Annotated in this window: 12 protein-coding genes and 1 tRNA gene; 9 read left to right on the top strand and 4 right to left on the bottom strand. The window is 66.6% G+C overall.

Annotation, left to right across the window (positions count from 1 at the left end):
- Nucleotides 1-45: 45 nt before the first annotated feature.
- Complete coding sequence (locus tag MH112_RS07685; RefSeq protein ID WP_296566074.1) at nucleotides 46-1188, top strand: zinc-binding dehydrogenase; 1143 nt, start codon at nucleotides 46-48, stop codon at nucleotides 1186-1188.
- Between the two features lie 121 nt (nucleotides 1189-1309).
- On the opposite strand, the gene MH112_RS07690 is transcribed toward MH112_RS07685, so the two are convergent.
- Nucleotides 1310-1383, bottom strand: a tRNA-Cys gene (locus tag MH112_RS07690).
- A 157-nt stretch (nucleotides 1384-1540) separates the two neighbouring features.
- Here MH112_RS07690 and MH112_RS07695 point away from each other — a divergent pair.
- The 6 genes from MH112_RS07695 (at nucleotide 1541) to MH112_RS07720 (ending at nucleotide 9949) form a co-directional block, all read left to right on the top strand.
- The gene (locus MH112_RS07695; protein ID WP_296566077.1) at nucleotides 1541-2110 is read left to right on the top strand and encodes a protein-L-isoaspartate O-methyltransferase; all 570 of its coding nucleotides are present in this window, start codon (nucleotides 1541-1543) and stop codon (nucleotides 2108-2110) included.
- Between the two features lie 123 nt (nucleotides 2111-2233).
- Nucleotides 2234-3742: a TolC family outer membrane protein gene (locus MH112_RS07700; RefSeq protein WP_296566080.1), complete on the top strand. Its 1509-nt coding sequence runs from the start codon at nucleotides 2234-2236 to the stop codon at nucleotides 3740-3742.
- Nucleotides 3743-3854: 112 nt separating this feature from the next.
- On the top strand, nucleotides 3855-4454 hold the full coding sequence (locus tag MH112_RS07705) for a DUF2497 domain-containing protein (protein WP_296566082.1): 600 nt from the start codon (nucleotides 3855-3857) through the stop codon (nucleotides 4452-4454).
- 132 nt (nucleotides 4455-4586) lie between these two features.
- Nucleotides 4587-7253, top strand: a complete 2667-nt coding sequence (locus MH112_RS07710) for a valine--tRNA ligase (protein WP_296566084.1) — start codon at nucleotides 4587-4589, stop codon at nucleotides 7251-7253.
- 197 nt (nucleotides 7254-7450) lie between these two features.
- Nucleotides 7451-9208 carry a class I adenylate-forming enzyme family protein gene (locus tag MH112_RS07715; RefSeq protein WP_296566086.1) on the top strand — a complete coding sequence of 586 codons (1758 nt, stop codon included), beginning with the start codon at nucleotides 7451-7453 and terminating at the stop codon, nucleotides 9206-9208.
- Nucleotides 9209-9211: 3 nt separating this feature from the next.
- Nucleotides 9212-9949: a TlyA family RNA methyltransferase gene (locus tag MH112_RS07720; RefSeq protein WP_296566088.1), complete on the top strand. Its 738-nt coding sequence runs from the start codon at nucleotides 9212-9214 to the stop codon at nucleotides 9947-9949.
- Between the two features lie 58 nt (nucleotides 9950-10007).
- Here MH112_RS07720 and MH112_RS07725 read toward each other — a convergent pair whose 3' ends face one another.
- The gene (locus MH112_RS07725; RefSeq protein ID WP_296566090.1) at nucleotides 10008-10682 is read right to left on the bottom strand and encodes a hypothetical protein; all 675 of its coding nucleotides are present in this window, start codon (nucleotides 10680-10682) and stop codon (nucleotides 10008-10010) included.
- Nucleotides 10683-10939: 257 nt separating this feature from the next.
- On the opposite strand from MH112_RS07725, the gene MH112_RS07730 reads away from it, so the two are divergent.
- Nucleotides 10940-12151, top strand: coding sequence for a class I SAM-dependent RNA methyltransferase (locus tag MH112_RS07730; protein ID WP_296566236.1), 1212 nt, complete (start codon nucleotides 10940-10942; stop codon nucleotides 12149-12151).
- Here MH112_RS07730 and MH112_RS07735 read toward each other — a convergent pair whose 3' ends face one another.
- Nucleotides 12152-13228 (bottom strand): PA0069 family radical SAM protein, encoded by a 1077-nt coding sequence (locus MH112_RS07735; protein ID WP_296566091.1) that lies wholly within the window; start codon nucleotides 13226-13228, stop codon nucleotides 12152-12154.
- Nucleotides 13229-13306: 78 nt separating this feature from the next.
- Between MH112_RS07735 and MH112_RS07740 the strand changes: the two genes are divergently transcribed.
- Nucleotides 13307-13765 (top strand): cell wall biosynthesis glycosyltransferase, encoded by a 459-nt coding sequence (locus tag MH112_RS07740; protein WP_296566093.1) that lies wholly within the window; start codon nucleotides 13307-13309, stop codon nucleotides 13763-13765.
- Between the two features lie 12 nt (nucleotides 13766-13777).
- Here MH112_RS07740 and MH112_RS07745 read toward each other — a convergent pair whose 3' ends face one another.
- Nucleotides 13778-15391, bottom strand: a complete 1614-nt coding sequence (locus MH112_RS07745) for a lytic transglycosylase domain-containing protein (protein WP_296566095.1) — start codon at nucleotides 15389-15391, stop codon at nucleotides 13778-13780.
- Nucleotides 15392-15403: the final 12 nt, after the last annotated feature.

Genomic DNA, 15403 nt, shown 5'->3' on the forward strand with positions numbered 1-15403 from the left:
TCATTCCAGAACAAACACCACACCTAAATCCTTGGGAGACCCCAGATGACTTTCGACATGAACACCACCGGCCTGCAGCTGCGATCCCTGGTGAAATCCAGCGGAGAGCTGGAACTGTCCCTGGCCCGCGTGCCGGTTCAGCCGCCAGCGGCCGGCGAGGTTCTGGTGCGAATCGAAGGTTCGCCGATCAACCCCTCTGACCTTGGCCTGCTGGTGAGCGCGGCCGATATGAGCCAGGCCAAGGCCAGCGGCACGGCAGAAAGCCCCGTGATCACTGCGCCGATCCCCGCGGCCTATCTGAAGGCCATGGCTGCGCGGCTGGACGAGTCTATGCCTGTGGGCAATGAGGGAGCCGGCGTGGTGGTGGCGGCCGGGGAGGGGGCTGAGGCTCTGATCGGCAAGACCGTCGCCATCCTGGGCGGGGCCATGTACGCCGAGTACCGCACTCTGCGGGCCGCCGACTGCCTGCTGCTGCCCGATGATGTGACGCCAGCTGAAGGCGCGTCATGCTTCGTCAACCCGCTCACCGCCCTGGGGATGGTCGAGACCATGCGCCGGGAGGGCCATACCGCCCTGGTCCATACGGCGGCGGCCTCGAACCTCGGTCAGATGCTGAACCGTCTCTGCCTCAAGGATGGGGTGGCGCTGGTGAACATCGTCCGCAACCAGGCCCAGGCTGATCTCCTGCGCAGCCAGGGGGCCGTCCATGTCCTGGACAGCACCGCGCCGAACTTTGGCGAAGAGCTGGTTGAAGCCCTGGTGACCACGGGCGCGACGCTTGCCTTTGACGCCATCGGCGGCGGCCGGCTGGTGGGTCAGATTCTCACCGCCATGGAGGTGGCTGCCAATCGTAAGGCCACCGAGTACAGCCGCTATGGCTCGACGACCTACAAGCAGGCCTACATCTATGGCGGCCTCGACACCCGCCCCACCGAATTGAACCGGGGCTTTGGCATGTCCTGGGGGGTCGGGGGCTGGCTGCTGACGCCGTTCCTGATGAAGATCGGCGGCGAAGCTGCTCAAGCCCTGCGCCAGCGTGTGGCCTCGGAGCTGAAGACCACCTTTGCCAGCCACTACACCGCCGAGATCTCCCTGGCTGAGGCCCTGCAGCTGGACATCCTCGCGGCCTATAACCGCCGGGCGACCGGGGAAAAGTACCTGATCAATCCCAGCAAGACGGCCAGCTGAGTTTGAGCGGCCCCCCGCCGGTCCATGGGCGTCAAGGGTTCAGTCCCTCGGCGCACAGGATCGGCGGGCGTCGCCCGCATCGAGCAGGTCCACGCCATGGCGCGTTTCGGATGAAGAGGTGTGGAGGCCTGGCCCGGAATCGAACCGGGGTGCACGGATTTGCAATCCGCTGCGTAACCACTCCGCCACCAGGCCATCCGGTCGACGCTTCCTTTTCAGGCGCGCCGTCTTGTGCGGAGGCGGATCGCTAACAGAACCGCCGCCTCGCGGCAATCTCTCTTGCGGCGGGTGATTGCGCTTCAGTCCGGGCCGGACCTATAAGCGCGCTTCACCTGCACCGTCCCGAGGTCACATGGTCGACTTCTCCGCCGCCCGCCTGAACATGGTCGACAGCCAGGTCCGGACCAATGATGTCACAGACCTCAGGGTCCAGGACGCCATGCGTGCGATCGCCCGGGAGAACCTGCTGCCGCCAGGTCGCGCTTTCCTGGCCTATGCTGATGCCGAGGTCCCCTACGCCCCGGGTCGCGCCCTGCTGGCGCCTCGGGATGTGGCCAAGCTGCTGCATGCCCTGGCGGTCACGCCGGGTCAGAAGGCCCTGGCCATTGCTGCCCCCTATGGCGCGGCGGTTCTCGAACATGCCGGACTCGAGGTCGAACGCCTGGATGGGGAAGATCTCAGCTCGCCCAAGGCCAGTGCCTATGACGTGATCATCTGCGAAGGTGCTGTGGCAAAGACTCCCGAGGCCTGGACCTCAGCCCTCGCGCAGGGGGGACGGCTGGCCCTGGTCGAGCGCATGGGGCCAGTGGGCAAGGCTGTGATCTATACCCAAAGCCCCACGGGGCTGGCGCGGCGGGAAATATTTGACGCCACCCCAAGTTATCTCGGCGGCTTTGAGCCTGAGCAAGGATTTGCCTTCTAAGGTGCGCTGAAATGCGCGCGGAAGTCGCGTGTGAAAAAAGCTTAAGGTTACGCCCCCTGGCCGAGTTCAGAACAGAGGGCCATATAGGGCGTAGAGCTACATCGCCTTAGTCGGGGACTACGTATGTTCATCAGCCGTCGCGGAGCCTTGCTCGCCGCCGTATTCAGTGCGGGCCTGTCCCTGGGAGGCCCCGCAGCGGCCGACACCCTGGCCGACGCCCTGGCGCTCGCCTATGAGACCAATCCGGTACTGCAGGCTCAGCGGGCCTCCCTTCGCGCCCTGGATGAGAACGTGGTCCAGGCCCGGGCCGGATGGCGGCCCTCGATCAGCGCCTCGGCTTCCGGCACCTATAGCGAAACCCGCACACCGGGGGCGGGTGGACCCGTCGATCTGAATGGTGATGGAATCCCGGACGGAGTCGCCGCGGGCGGCATTGATGAGCGCAATTCGGCCAATGCCGGCTTTGCCCTGAACCAGCCGATCTGGACGGGTGGACGAGTTGGGTCGGCGGTGTCTGCTGCCCGGGCCGATATTCTGGCGGGACAGGAAAACCTGCGGCGCATTGAAGCCGAGGTTCTGGGCGACGTCATCGTGGCCTATGTGGATGTGCGCCGCGACCAGGAAGCCCTTCGAATCCGACAGAACAACGTCCAGGTCCTGACCCGGCAACTGGAAGAGACCGACGCCCGATTTGAAGTTGGTGAGATCACCCGCACCGACGTGGCCCAGGCCCAGGCCCGCCTGGCGGCTGCCGAGGCCCAGCTGCGCTCGGCCGAGGCCGGTCTGGCCATCAGCCGCGCTGAGTATGCCGCCGTAGTAGGGCAGAACCCGGGGGATCTCGACCCTGAACCCCCCTTGGCCACGATCCTGCCCCCTTCGGTCGAGCAGGCCTATGAGGCCGCCGAGCAGAACAACCCGCAGGTTCGTCAGGCGATCTATGCCGCCCAGGCCGCCGCTGCCCGGGTTTCTGCCGCCCGCGCCGATCGCATGCCGAATCTGTCGCTGAGCGGCACGGTGGGCTGGAGTGGTCTGGCCGATCCGTTTGAGCCTTCTGACTATTCCCGCAATGTCACCGGTCGGGCGACCTTGACCGTGCCGATCTTCACCGGGGGCCTGAACAATTCCCGAGTCCGGGCGGCGCGGGAGCGTGAAACCGCCAGCGAGCAGTCAGTGGAGCAGGCCCGTCGGATTGCCCAGCAGAGTGTCACCCGCGCCTGGAGCCAGCTCCTGGCGGCCCGCGCCAATATCGGTTCCACCGATGTTCAGGTCCGCGCGGCCCGAATCGCCGCCGAAGGTGTGCGTCAGGAGCAGCAGGTGGGCTTGCGCACCACCATCGACGTGCTGAACGCCGAGCAGGAGCTGCGGGCGGCTGAGCTGGCCCAGATTTCGGCCCGGCGCGACGAGTATGTCGCCTCCGCCGCGGTACTTTCGGCCGTCGGACGTCTGGATGCCGCCAATTTGGCACCGGAACTGACCCCCTATGATCCCCAGGCCAATGGCCGCTCCCTGCGCTACACCTGGGGCTGGACCCCTTGGGAGGAACCGATCGGCCTGGTCGACTCGGTTTTCGTCCCTCAGGCGACGGAACTGGATCGTTCGGCACCGGTGAGCCCTGTCAGCACCGCGCAATAGGTGACCATCGCCGCGACAACCGTCTTGCGTCGCAAAGCGGAAATTGCAGGATCGTTGCATCGCGCCTAGGCTGGCGCACGGATTCCCTACCGCATTAAACACGGCGCGCCTCATGTCCGATCAGACCTCCCAAGAACCGACGATGGAGGAGATTCTCGCCTCCATTCGGCGCATCATTTCGGAGGACGATGCGCCTGCGGAAGAGCCGACGGCTGAAGTGGCCGCGCCCCAGGCCGCGGCCCCGGAACCGGTGGTCAGCTTTGAGCCCGAGCCGGTCCCCGAACCGACGCCCGTGGCGGCTTATGAGCCGCCTGCGCCCGAGCCCGAGGATGACGCCCTTGAACTGACTGAGCGCGTCGACCAGGTCGGCGACCTCGATGTCTACAGCCCGACGGTCGCCCCGGCATCGTCAGAGCCGGAATCAGCGGTCTATTCTCCGCCGCCGTCCAGCTACGAGCCGGTGAGCGAGCCCATCAGCCCGGCCAGTGACGAGGGTCTGCTGAGCCAGACGGCGGCCACTGCGGCCGCCTCGGCCTTCGGCCAGCTATCCGCCGCCATTGGCATGCCGCACACTGACCGCACCTTGGAGGATGTCGTCCGTGAGATGCTGCGTCCCCTGCTGAAGCAGTGGCTTGACGACCATCTGCCACAGATTGTCGAGGCGTCGGTCCGTGAGGAAGTCGAACGCATCGCCCGCGGGCGGGTACGCTAAACCTTCTGTCTCTCACGTCCTCCGGGGCGTGTGAGTCGCCGAACCCGCCCCGCCCGGGCGGGTTCGTTCGTTTCGGCGCCGCATCCGGCTTTCGCGCTTCCGCAAGAGCCTGTCTGGACCCCTTGATCTGCCATGCTTGAAAAGACCTTCGACCCCAAGACCGCCGAGCCTCGCCTCTATCAGGCGTGGGAGCAGTCCGGGGCGTTCGCGCCCATCGACGATCCGAATGCCGAACCGTTCTCCATTGTCATCCCGCCGCCGAACGTGACCGGGTCGCTGCACATCGGCCACGCCCTGAACAACACCCTGCAGGACGTGCTGATCCGGTTCGAGCGGATGCGGGGCAAGGCTGCGCTTTGGCTGCCAGGCACCGACCACGCCGGCATCGCCACCCAGAACATCGTCGAGCGTCAGCTGGCGGAGGCGGGCAATATCAGCCGCCGGGATATGGGCCGGGAGGCCTTTGTCGAGAAGATCTGGGAATGGAAGGCCAAGTCCGGCGGGACCATCGTCAACCAGCTTAGGCGCCTGGGTGCGTCCTGCGACTGGAGCCGTGAGCGCTTCACCCTGGACGAAGGTCTCTCGGATGCCGTGCGCAAGGTGTTCGTCCAACTCTACAAGGACGGCCTGATCTACCGCGACAAGCGGCTGGTGAATTGGGACCCGCACTTCCAGACCGCCATTTCAGACATCGAGGTCGAGCAGCGGGAGGTCGATGGCGCCTATTGGCACTTTGCCTATCCCCTGGAGGACGGTTCCGGCGAGATCGTGGTCGCCACCACCCGGCCTGAGACCATGCTCGGCGACACTGCCGTGGCGGTCCATCCTGACGATGAGCGCTACACGCACATGGTGGGCAAGGCGGTGCGCCTGCCCATCGTGAATCGGCCTATTCCCATCATTGCCGACGAATATCCCGATCCTGAAAAGGGCTCAGGCGCGGTGAAAATCACGCCAGCCCACGACTTCAACGACTTCCAGGTGGGTAAGCGCCACAACCTGCCGGTCATCAATGTCTTTGATGACTTCGCGCGGATCAATGAGAACGCCCCGCTCGAATATCGCGGCCTGGACCGGTTCGCTGCCCGCAAGAAGGTGGTGGAGGCCTTTGAGGCCCTGGGTCTGCTGCGAGAGATCGAAAAGACCCGCCATGTGGTGCCGCACGGCGACCGTTCGGGGTCTGTCGTCGAGCCCTATCTGACTGACCAGTGGTATGTGGACGCCAAGACCCTGGCGGCTCCGGCCATCAAGGCGGTGGAGGAGGGGCGCACGGTCTTCGAGCCCCGCAACTGGGACAAGACCTATTTCGAATGGATGCGGAACATCCAGCCCTGGTGCATCTCCCGCCAGCTCTGGTGGGGCCATCGTATCCCGGCCTGGTATGGTCCAGACGGCAAGGCCTTCGTGGCCGAGACCGAGGATGAGGCCAAGGCTGAAGCCCGCGAACACTATGGCCGCGACGAACCGCTGAAGCAGGACGAGGATGTCCTCGACACCTGGTTCTCCTCGGGTCTGTGGCCGTTCTCCACCATGGGCTGGCCGGAAAAGACCAGCGACCTGGCACGGTTCTATCCCACCCACACCCTGATCACCGGCTTTGACATCATCTTCTTCTGGGTCGCCCGGATGATGATGCAGGCCATTCATTTCACCGGCGAAGTGCCCTTCAAGCGGGTCTTCATCAACGCCCTGGTCCGGGACGCCGAGGGCAAGAAGATGTCCAAGTCCAAGGGCAATGTCCTGGACCCGCTGGAACTGGTGGATGAATTCGGGGCCGACGCCCTGCGCTTTACCCTGACGGCCATGTCGGGCCAGGCCCGGGACATCAAGCTCTCGCGTCAGCGTATTGAAGGCTATCGGAACTTTGGCACCAAGCTGTGGAACGCCACCCGGTTCTGCCAGATGAACGGCTGCGCCCGCGCCGAAGGCTTTGATCCGGCGACCCTGCAGGTTCCACTGAACCGCTGGATTGTCGGCGAGGCCGCCCGGACCAGCCAGGCGGTCACCAAGGCCCTCGACAACTGCGGTTTCGATGAGGCCGCAGGCCTGCTCTACCGGTTCATCTGGAATGTCTATTGCGACTGGTACGTGGAACTGGCCAAGCCGATCCTGAACGGTGAGGACGCTGGCGCCAAAGCTGAAACCCAGGCGACGGCGGCCTGGACCCGCGACGTGATCCTGACCCTGCTGCATCCGATCATGCCCTTCCTCACCGAAGAGCTGTGGGCGCAGACCGCCGGGGAGGGGGCCCCCCGCACCCACCAGGGCTTCCTGATGACCGCGCGATGGCCCGACCTGGGCGAGGCGCTGATCGATGGGGCGGCGGAGGCCGAAATCGGTCTGATCATCGCTGCGGTCAGTGAAGGCCGTTCCGTGCGTGCCGAATTGAATGTGCCCCCTGGGGCGCGGCCTGATCTGCTGATCATTGAGGCGAGCCCTGAGCAGCGTGACGTTCTTGCCCGCTCGGCGCCTGTGATCTGCCAGACCCTCCGCGTCGCCAGCGTCCAGGCGGTGGATCGGGCACCAGATGGGGCCATCCCCTTTGTGGTCGAAGGCGCAACCCTGGCCCTGCCAGTGGCGGCCTTCATCGACCTGGCGGCAGAAAGGGCGCGGCTTACCAAGGAGATCGCTGCCCTGGCCTCGGACGTCGAGCGCACGGCCAAGAAACTCGACAATGCCGACTTCGTTGCCCGGGCACCGGAGGAGGTGGTCGAGGAGAACCGCGAGCGTATGGCCGAGGCGCAGGCCGCCAAGGGCAAACTCGAAGCTGCGCTGCAGCGGCTGGCCGGGGTCGGCTAGAGGCCTCCCCGCGCGACTGAACGGGTCAGACCAGCGAGGGTGCCAGGCGCCAGGGCGGACGTTCTCGCTTCTGTGAGGCCTGATGGGATTGTGTCCGGCCGCCCCGAACACATGTTTGCCTCAGCACGCAGCTTATGCTTGTTCACACTCACGATGTGGGGGCTACCTGACCCCCGCGCAGCATTAGGAGAACGCTTATGTCCGAGGCCGCTCTGCCTCCCGGCTGGCCTGCCATGTCCATCGCCGACGCCCACGCCCTGCTGACGGCGCCGGGGGTTCCGTTCGAGATGGAAGAGGTCACCGTCCGTGGGGTGACCATGAAGGCCTGGAAGAACTCGCCCCCGTCCCTGCGGTCGGTGGTTGAGGCTGGCCGTGCCCATGGGGAGCGGATCTTCCTGGTCTATGAGGACGAGCGGGTTTCTTTCGAGGCGTTCCACCGGGCTGTGGCCACCCTGGCCAAGGCGTTCGCGGCCCAGGGCGTGGTCAAGGGCGACCGGGTCGCCATTGTCATGCGCAACCTGCCGGAGTGGGTCGTGGCCTTCTATGCCGGCGCCTGCCTGGGTGCCATCATCACCCCGCTCAATGCGTGGTGGACCGGGCCTGAGCTGGAATACGGCCTGACCGATTCCGGGGCCAAGATCGTCGTTCTCGACGCCGAGCGCTATGAGCGCCTGACCGAACATCTGCCCAATTGCCCCGACCTCGTGCGGGTCTATGTTTCGCGGGAGTCCGACGAGATCGCCCATCCCGGCGTGACCAAGCTGGAATCGATCCTGGGGGAGGCCAACAGCTGGGGCAGCCTGCCCGATCTGCCGCTTCCCGACGTGGCCATCGACCAGGACGACGACGCCACCATCTTCTACACCTCCGGCACCACGGGGAAGCCCAAGGGCGCGCTGGGCACCCATCGCGGGGTCAATTCGAATATTCTGACCGCCGCCTGCGCCGGTGCCCGTCGCTTCCTGCGCCGTGGGGAGATGCCCCCGGCGCCGGACCCCGATGGGCCGCAGCGTTCCTCTCTGATTTCGGTACCCTTCTTCCACGTCACCGGCTGCTTTGCGGTGCTGAACCCCAGTCTGTTTGCCGGTGCCAAGCTGGTGATGATGCACAAGTGGGATGCGGTCCGCGCCTTTGAGCTGATCGAGCGGGAGAAGATCCAATCGGCCGGCGGCGTGCCGACCATCGCCTGGCAGCTGATCGAACATCCGGCCCGGGCCAATTATGACCTCTCGTCCCTGGAGTCGGTGGCCTATGGCGGCGCGCCCTCGGCGCCGGAGCTGGTCCGTCGCCTGAGCGAGACCTTCCCCAAGTCGCAGCCCGGCCAGGGCTGGGGCATGACCGAAACCTGCGCCACGGTGACCAGCAATGGCGCTGAAGACTATACCAACCGCCCCGACAGCTGCGGCCCGGCCGCCCCGGTGGCTGAGCTGAAGATCCGTGACCCCGCCGATGGCAAGACCGAACTGCCCATCGGGGCGGTAGGCGAGCTGTGGGCCAAGGGGCCAATGGTGGTGAAGGGCTATTGGAACAAGCCCGAGGCGACCGCCCAGACCTTTGTGGATGGCTGGGTCCGCACGGGCGACCTGGCGCGGCTGGACGAAGAGGGCTTCTGCTTCATCATCGACCGGGCCAAGGACATGCTGATCCGTGGCGGCGAGAACATCTACTGTGTCGAGGTGGAGAACGTTCTCTATGATCACCCGGCGATCATGGACGCCGCCATCGTCGGCGTGCCCCATCGTACCCTGGGCGAAGAGCCAGCCGCCGTCGTCACCCTGAAGCCCGGGGCCGAGGCCACCGAACAGGAGCTTCGGGCCCATGTGGCCCAGCACCTGGCGGCCTTCAAGGTGCCGATCGCGGTCAAGTTCTGGCACGAGACCCTGCCGCGGAACGCCAATGGCAAGATCCTGAAGAACGAGCTCAAGAAGCTGTTCGAGGACAAGGCCGACGCCTGAGGCATGGCCAAGAGACGCGCCGACCTGCTGCTGGTCGAGCGCGGCCTGTTCGACAGCCGCGCCAAGGCCCGGGCCGCCATAGAGGCGGGTCGGGTCCTGGCCGGCGGTCATACGGTCGGCCGACCCGCCGACCTCCTGGACGAGGACGCCGATATTCAGGCGGAGGCGGCCAATCCATGGGTGGGCCGGGCGGCTTTGAAGCTCGCCCATGCCCTGGAGATCTGGCCGATCCGGGTGGCGGGGCGAAAGGTCCTGGACGTGGGGGCCTCCACCGGCGGATTCACCGAGGTGTGTCTCAGCCAGGGCGCGGCCAGGGTCTGTGCGGTGGATGTGGGCCGGGGCCAGTTGCATCCGAAGATCGCCGCCGATCCCCGGATCCACAGCCTGGAAGCCACTGACGCCCGGGATCTCGACCTGGAGAAGGTGGGCTTTGCCCCTGAGCTGATCGTCTGTGATGTGAGCTTCATTGGCCTGGCCAAGGCCTTGCCAAGGGCCTTGGGGCTGGCTGCGCCGGGGGCGGATCTGCTGGTCCTGGTCAAACCGCAGTTCGAGGTCGGCCCCGCTGCGGTGGGCAAGGGCGGCGTGGTCAAGGATCCGGTCGCCAGGTCCCGCGCCCTAGAGGACGCCTTGGTGTTCCTGAACCAGAGCGGCTGGACCGTGAACGAAACTGGTCAAAGCCCGATCACGGGCAGTGACGGCAATCTGGAGTTTCTCGTCTGGGCGACCAAGGCGGTGGGGTAACGCAAAAGGCCGCCCACCCGAAAGTGGACGGCCCCTATGCTAGGTGCGCGGTGAAGGGTCAGTCGACGACCTGATAGCGTCCCGAACGGTCACGGCAGACCCGCACAAAGCGCTTTTGGGTCGAGCCATCAGGCATATAGATCGGGCTCTCGGCGATGCTGCAGCCGTCGGCACCGGGGCGCTGGGCCACGGAATAGGCGCGGCCGTAGCGGTCATGGGCCTGGCCGAAGGATCCCGACGCCCCGTAGCCATAGCTGTTGTGGTCATAGGACGAGCCGTAATAGCCCGGCGCGGCCCCGCCCCGATGACGACCGCCCCGGGGGGCGCTGTAGCCCTGGCCATAGCGGTTCTGATCATAATAGCCGCTGTTGTATCCGGTCTGCGGCGTGTGGGTGTCGAAGCCCGACACGCAGGCTGCCCCACGGTTGCCGATCGCCGCGCCAGCCGCAGCGCCCAGGGCTCCACCCAGAAGGGCACCTTCGGTACGAACGCCGCCCGCTGCGGTGTTGGAGCCGATCACCGCGCCGATCGCGCCGCCGATCAGGGCGCCGGCCGTGCTGCGATTGGTCTGGTCGCGGCGGCAGGGGTCATAATAGGTCTGGCCCTGGGTCTGGCCGTAATAGCCATAGGACTGGGCCGAGGCCAGGGTCGGGACCATGGCGGCAGCGGCGAGAGTGGCGACGCCCGCAACCGCGGCGACGGCGCCCTTGGCAATGGTGGAACGGGTGGACATCGAAGCTCTCCCTTGAGCGGAAACCCTGAACGAGACCAAGGCTCGTCCTTGTCGATCCTGAATATGACGGGGCTTTCCTGAACGGTCGTTGAGCGGGTTGTTCATCTTCGTTCATCTTCGCAGCATGGCCCCAAGCGTGGCGTCAGCGGCCAAAATGTGGAATGGCCCTGTTCATGCGCAGTTCCAGACCTATCCGCCGCACCTCGACCCCGAAGCCCGCCGGCCCTGCGCCGGAATCCGAGGTGCTCATCACCGAGATGGGCGGGGAGGGCGACGGCATGGCGTCTGGCCCCATCTTTGCCAGTTTCACCTTGCCGGGTGAACGGGTGCGGGTGGCCGGAACCGGCGAGCGCCGCAGGACTCTGGAGATTCTTGAGGCCAGCGCAGAGCGGGTCGAACCGCCCTGTCCGCACTTTGGTCAGTGCGGGGGCTGCGCCCTGCAGCACTGGGCCATGGAGCCCTATCTGACCTGGAAGCGTGATCGCTTGATCGGCACCCTGGCCCGCCAGCATATCGAAACCGAGGTACTGCCCATCGTGGCCTCGCCGCCCTTCAGCCGGCGCCGGGTGGCGCTGCACGCCCGTCAGGGCCGCAAGGGCGAGGCGCGACTGGGCTACAAGATCCGCAATTCCTGGGACCTCGTGGACGTCACCGTCTGTACCATCGCCGATCCGAAGATCACCGCCGCCCTGCCGGCCATGCGCCGGCTGGCCGCACCCCTGTTTGAGCATCCCAAGTCCGCCCCGACCCTGCATGTCACCCTGACCGACGACGGGATCGATATCGATATCACCGGGGTCGAGCGCAAAAGCGGCGGCCTGTCGGCCGACGCCCGCATGCGCCTGGCCGAACAGGCCGCTGCCGGTGGCTTTGCCCGGGTCTCCATGGACGGCGAGATTGCCTATATGGACCAGACCGCGCCAGGGGTGCGGTTGAGCGGCGTGCGGGTGAGCCTGCCGCCGGGGGGGTTCCTCCAGGCGGTTCCTGCTGCTGAGGCCGCGATGGTAACGTTCGTGACGGAGGCGGCCGCTGGGGCTGAACGGATTGCAGACCTGTTCTGCGGCGTGGGCACCTTTACCTTCGCCCTGGCTGGGATCGCGCCGGTCTATGCCGCCGATGGGGAGGCGCCAGCCATCGCCGCGCTCAATGCCGCGGTCGCCAATGCGCCAGGCCTGAAAGGCGTCACCGCCGAGGTGCGAGACCTGACCCGACGGCCCTTGCTGGCTCAAGAGATGAAAAAGCTCGATCTTGTGGTGTTCGACCCGCCCCGGGCCGGCGCGGCGGAACAGGCCGGCGAGATCGCCCGCTCCAAGGTCAGCCGCGTGATCGGGGTCTCGTGTGCCCCGGCCACCTTTGCCCGGGATGCCAGGACCCTGATCGATGCAGGCTTCCGGCTGGAGCGGGTGCTGCCCGTCGATCAGTTTCTGTGGTCACCGCATGTGGAACTGGTGGGCGTCTTCTCCCGCTAGCTAGCCAAACAGATCGGTCTGATCCCCTGGCCTGGGCGGAACCTTGAAGGCTGAGAGGTCGAGGTCGGGCAGGGGGTGGTCGAGGCCGTAACGCCGCCGTGCGGCCCGGAACCTCTGCGCCAACATCTGGGCCACCGGCCCCTGGCCCTTCATGCGGGCACCGAAGGTGGCGTCATAGGCCTTGCCGCCGCGCATCTGACGGACCAGGGACATGACCCGGGCGGCACGATCGGGATGATCGGTGGCCAGCCACTCCTCGAACAGGTCCTTGATCTCCAGGGGCAGGCGCAGGGTGACATAGCCCGCACCGACCGCACCGGCCTTGGCACTTTGCTCCAGCACCGCCTCCATTTCATGGTCGTTGAGGCTGGGGATCGCCGGGGCAAACATGACCACCACGGGCACGCCGGCCTGGGCGAGGCCTTTTACCGCCCCAAGCCGTCGCTCAGGCGTGGCGGCGCGGGGCTCCATGCTGCGGGCCAGTCTGCGGTCTAGGGTGGTGATGGAGATCGCCACCCGCGTCAGGCCCCGGGACGCCATCTCGGCCAGAATATCGGCGTCCCGCAGGATCAGGGCCGACTTGGTGATGATGGTGAAGGGATGGCCAAACCGCTGCAGGACCGCCAGCACCTGGCGGGTCACCTGATGTTGGCGTTCGATGGGCTGATAGGGGTCGGTGTCCCCGCCGATATGGATGACCTTGGGCGTGTAGTGCGCTGCCGACAGTTCTTTTTCGAGCAGGGCCGCCGCGTCCGGCTTGAAGAACAGCCGGCTCTCGAAATCCAGCCCCGGCGACAGGCCCAGAAAGGCGTGGGCAGGGCGGGCATAGCAGTAGATGCAGCCATGCTCGCAGCCCCGATAGGGATTGATCGAGCGGTCGAAACCGACATCGGGGCTGGTGTTGCGGGCGATGATGGTCTTGGCCTTGTCCGGCAGGACCTGGGTCCGAAGCGGGGGCGGAACATCGTCGTCCAGGGTCCAGCCGTCGTCGAAGGGCTCCAGTTTGCGCGCCACGAAACGGCTTGTGGAATTGCTTCGCGCGCCACGGCCGCGGGGCTGGTGGGAGGGGGAGGGCACGAGCCAAGACTACAGCCCCGAGGGGAACATAACAAGAACAGACTTGACCCGGTCCTCGAAGCATCCCCTTTGGCGCGGATGATCACCGTTATCGTGCCCTCCCGTGCTTCCGCCGAGCCCCTGGCGGGTCTGCTTGCCGCCCTGGTGCCAGCCGCCGTCGATGGGCTAGTGCGCGAGGTGATTGTGGCTGACGGGGACGCCGATCCGGCTACCGCTGCGCTTTGTGAGGATGCCGGTGCCACCCTGTTGCGGGGCTCGATTGCCGCGGCCGCGGCCGTGGCCAAGGGCAACTGGCTGCTGATCCTGTCGCCGGACATGCAGTTTCCCAGCCGTTGGATCGAGGTCGTCGCCGACCACAGCGCCCGGGCGACCAAGCCAGCCCTGTTGCTGCCGCCCTTGAAGACCGGGTGGTTCGCCGGGCGTCGTCAGACCGCCAGCGCAGGTCTGCTGGTCCGGACGCGGGACTTTGGTGGAACCCAAGGGGACATGAAGGTCCTTCGCGCCCAGTTTGGCAGGGGTGCTGTCCGCCTGGGCTAAAGCTGTTTGCCTCTAGAGCGCTCTGGCCCCGTCGAAATCCAGGCGCGCGTCGATGATCCGTGATCCGCGCGCTGCGGCATCCAGTGTGGCAGTGGTCTTGCCGAAATGGTCTCGATAGGCCCAGTAGGCGGCGACGACTTTTTCCACATAGTTGCGGGTTTCTACCGAGGGCAGGCACTCGATGACCAGCAGGCTATCGGCCTGCTCGCCCACCATGGCGACGGTTCTTTGCAGCGTGCCGGGCCCACCGTTGTAGGCCGCCACCACCTGTAGGAGGTCGTAGCCGACGCCGCGTTCCATCAGCCAGGTCAGATAGTCCTGGCCGACCCGCAGGTTGAACGCGGGGTCGAACAGGGGGCTCATGTCCTGGCGCAGCTTGTCATCGCCCGCCGCCCGAGCAGCCGCCTCGGGCATCAGCTGCATCAAGCCGACCGCGCCGGCCGGGGACACGGCTGCCGGGTCAAACCGGCTTTCCTGGTGGACAATCGCGTAGACCAGGGCCCGATCGATCGTGAAGCCCCACTTGGGCTCAAGGGCTGGGGTCGGATAGGCAAAAGCGCCGCGCAGGCGTCCCCCAGCGGTATCGGCCTCTGAGGTAATTGGGGCGTTGAGCGCCAGGGCCAGGGTCGTCCAGCGGCTACGCTCGGCCTCTGATTTGGCCAGCATCAGGCCGGCCCGCAGTTCGAGCCCGGCCTCAAGGACAAGGCCCAGCTGGGACAGGGCGACGGCGCGACGGGCGCGGGGATCGGTCTTGGCGAACCGCAGCAGGTCAATGCTGTCGCCCCCCCGGCTTGCGGCACGGAAGACCTGGGCCTCGGGATAGGCCTGGGACAGCCGGCGGGGGGCCTCTCCTGTCAGGGCCAGACGGCGCTCGGCGATCTTGCCATAGAAGGTTTCAGGGTGGCGGGCGGCCACCCGAAGGTGGGCGGCGGCGCGGTCGGCGTCCTCGTCCCGCCCTGCAGCCCGTGCGGCCCAGAAGCCAGCACCGGCCTGCAGCCATTCGCCTTCTTCCGGATCGCGGGCGACGGCGCTGAAGAAGCCCTCAGCCTCTTCATAACGTCCAAGGCGATAGGCGGCCATGCCGGCGATCCAGCGTTCGCCGGTGTCCTTGGCCAGGTCAAAGCCCCGGGTGACATCGCCGCCGTAGAAGGCCTGCCGGGCGGCGCGGCCCTTGTCGGCGTTCACCCGGCCGCCGACGCGCTGGGCAGCGCTCTCCACGCGGCCCCAGCTGAGGCCGGTGACCAGAGGCGTGCGGGGGGCGGGCGCTCCGGCGGGACGACGCCGTAGCGCGAGGGCATGGACCCGCTCTGCGCCCGGCAGATCAGCATGGGTCGCCAGCCAGGCGCTTAGTTCCTGGAATGAGGCGATGTGGGCCGTGGGATGCATCAACTGACGCAGGGCGATATGACCGGCTAGGCTGCGGTCCTTGAGCTCCACAAGGTGCATCTGGGCGTCGATGAAATCACCCCGGTCGACGGCGGCGAAGGCGGCGCGGTAGCGGGCGATGTCCCAGGGATCAAGGACCTGGGGTGCCGCCCAGGCGCGGGTCGCCGCGCCAGCGGTCAGGGCCGCGCTCAAGGCCCCGAGGGTGAGGCCAAACATCTGCCGTCGCGTCGATGTCGTCATGCGACCTTCCAC

The organism is Phenylobacterium sp. (genome assembly GCF_022402485.1).
Lineage (GTDB): Bacteria > Pseudomonadota > Alphaproteobacteria > Caulobacterales > Caulobacteraceae > Phenylobacterium.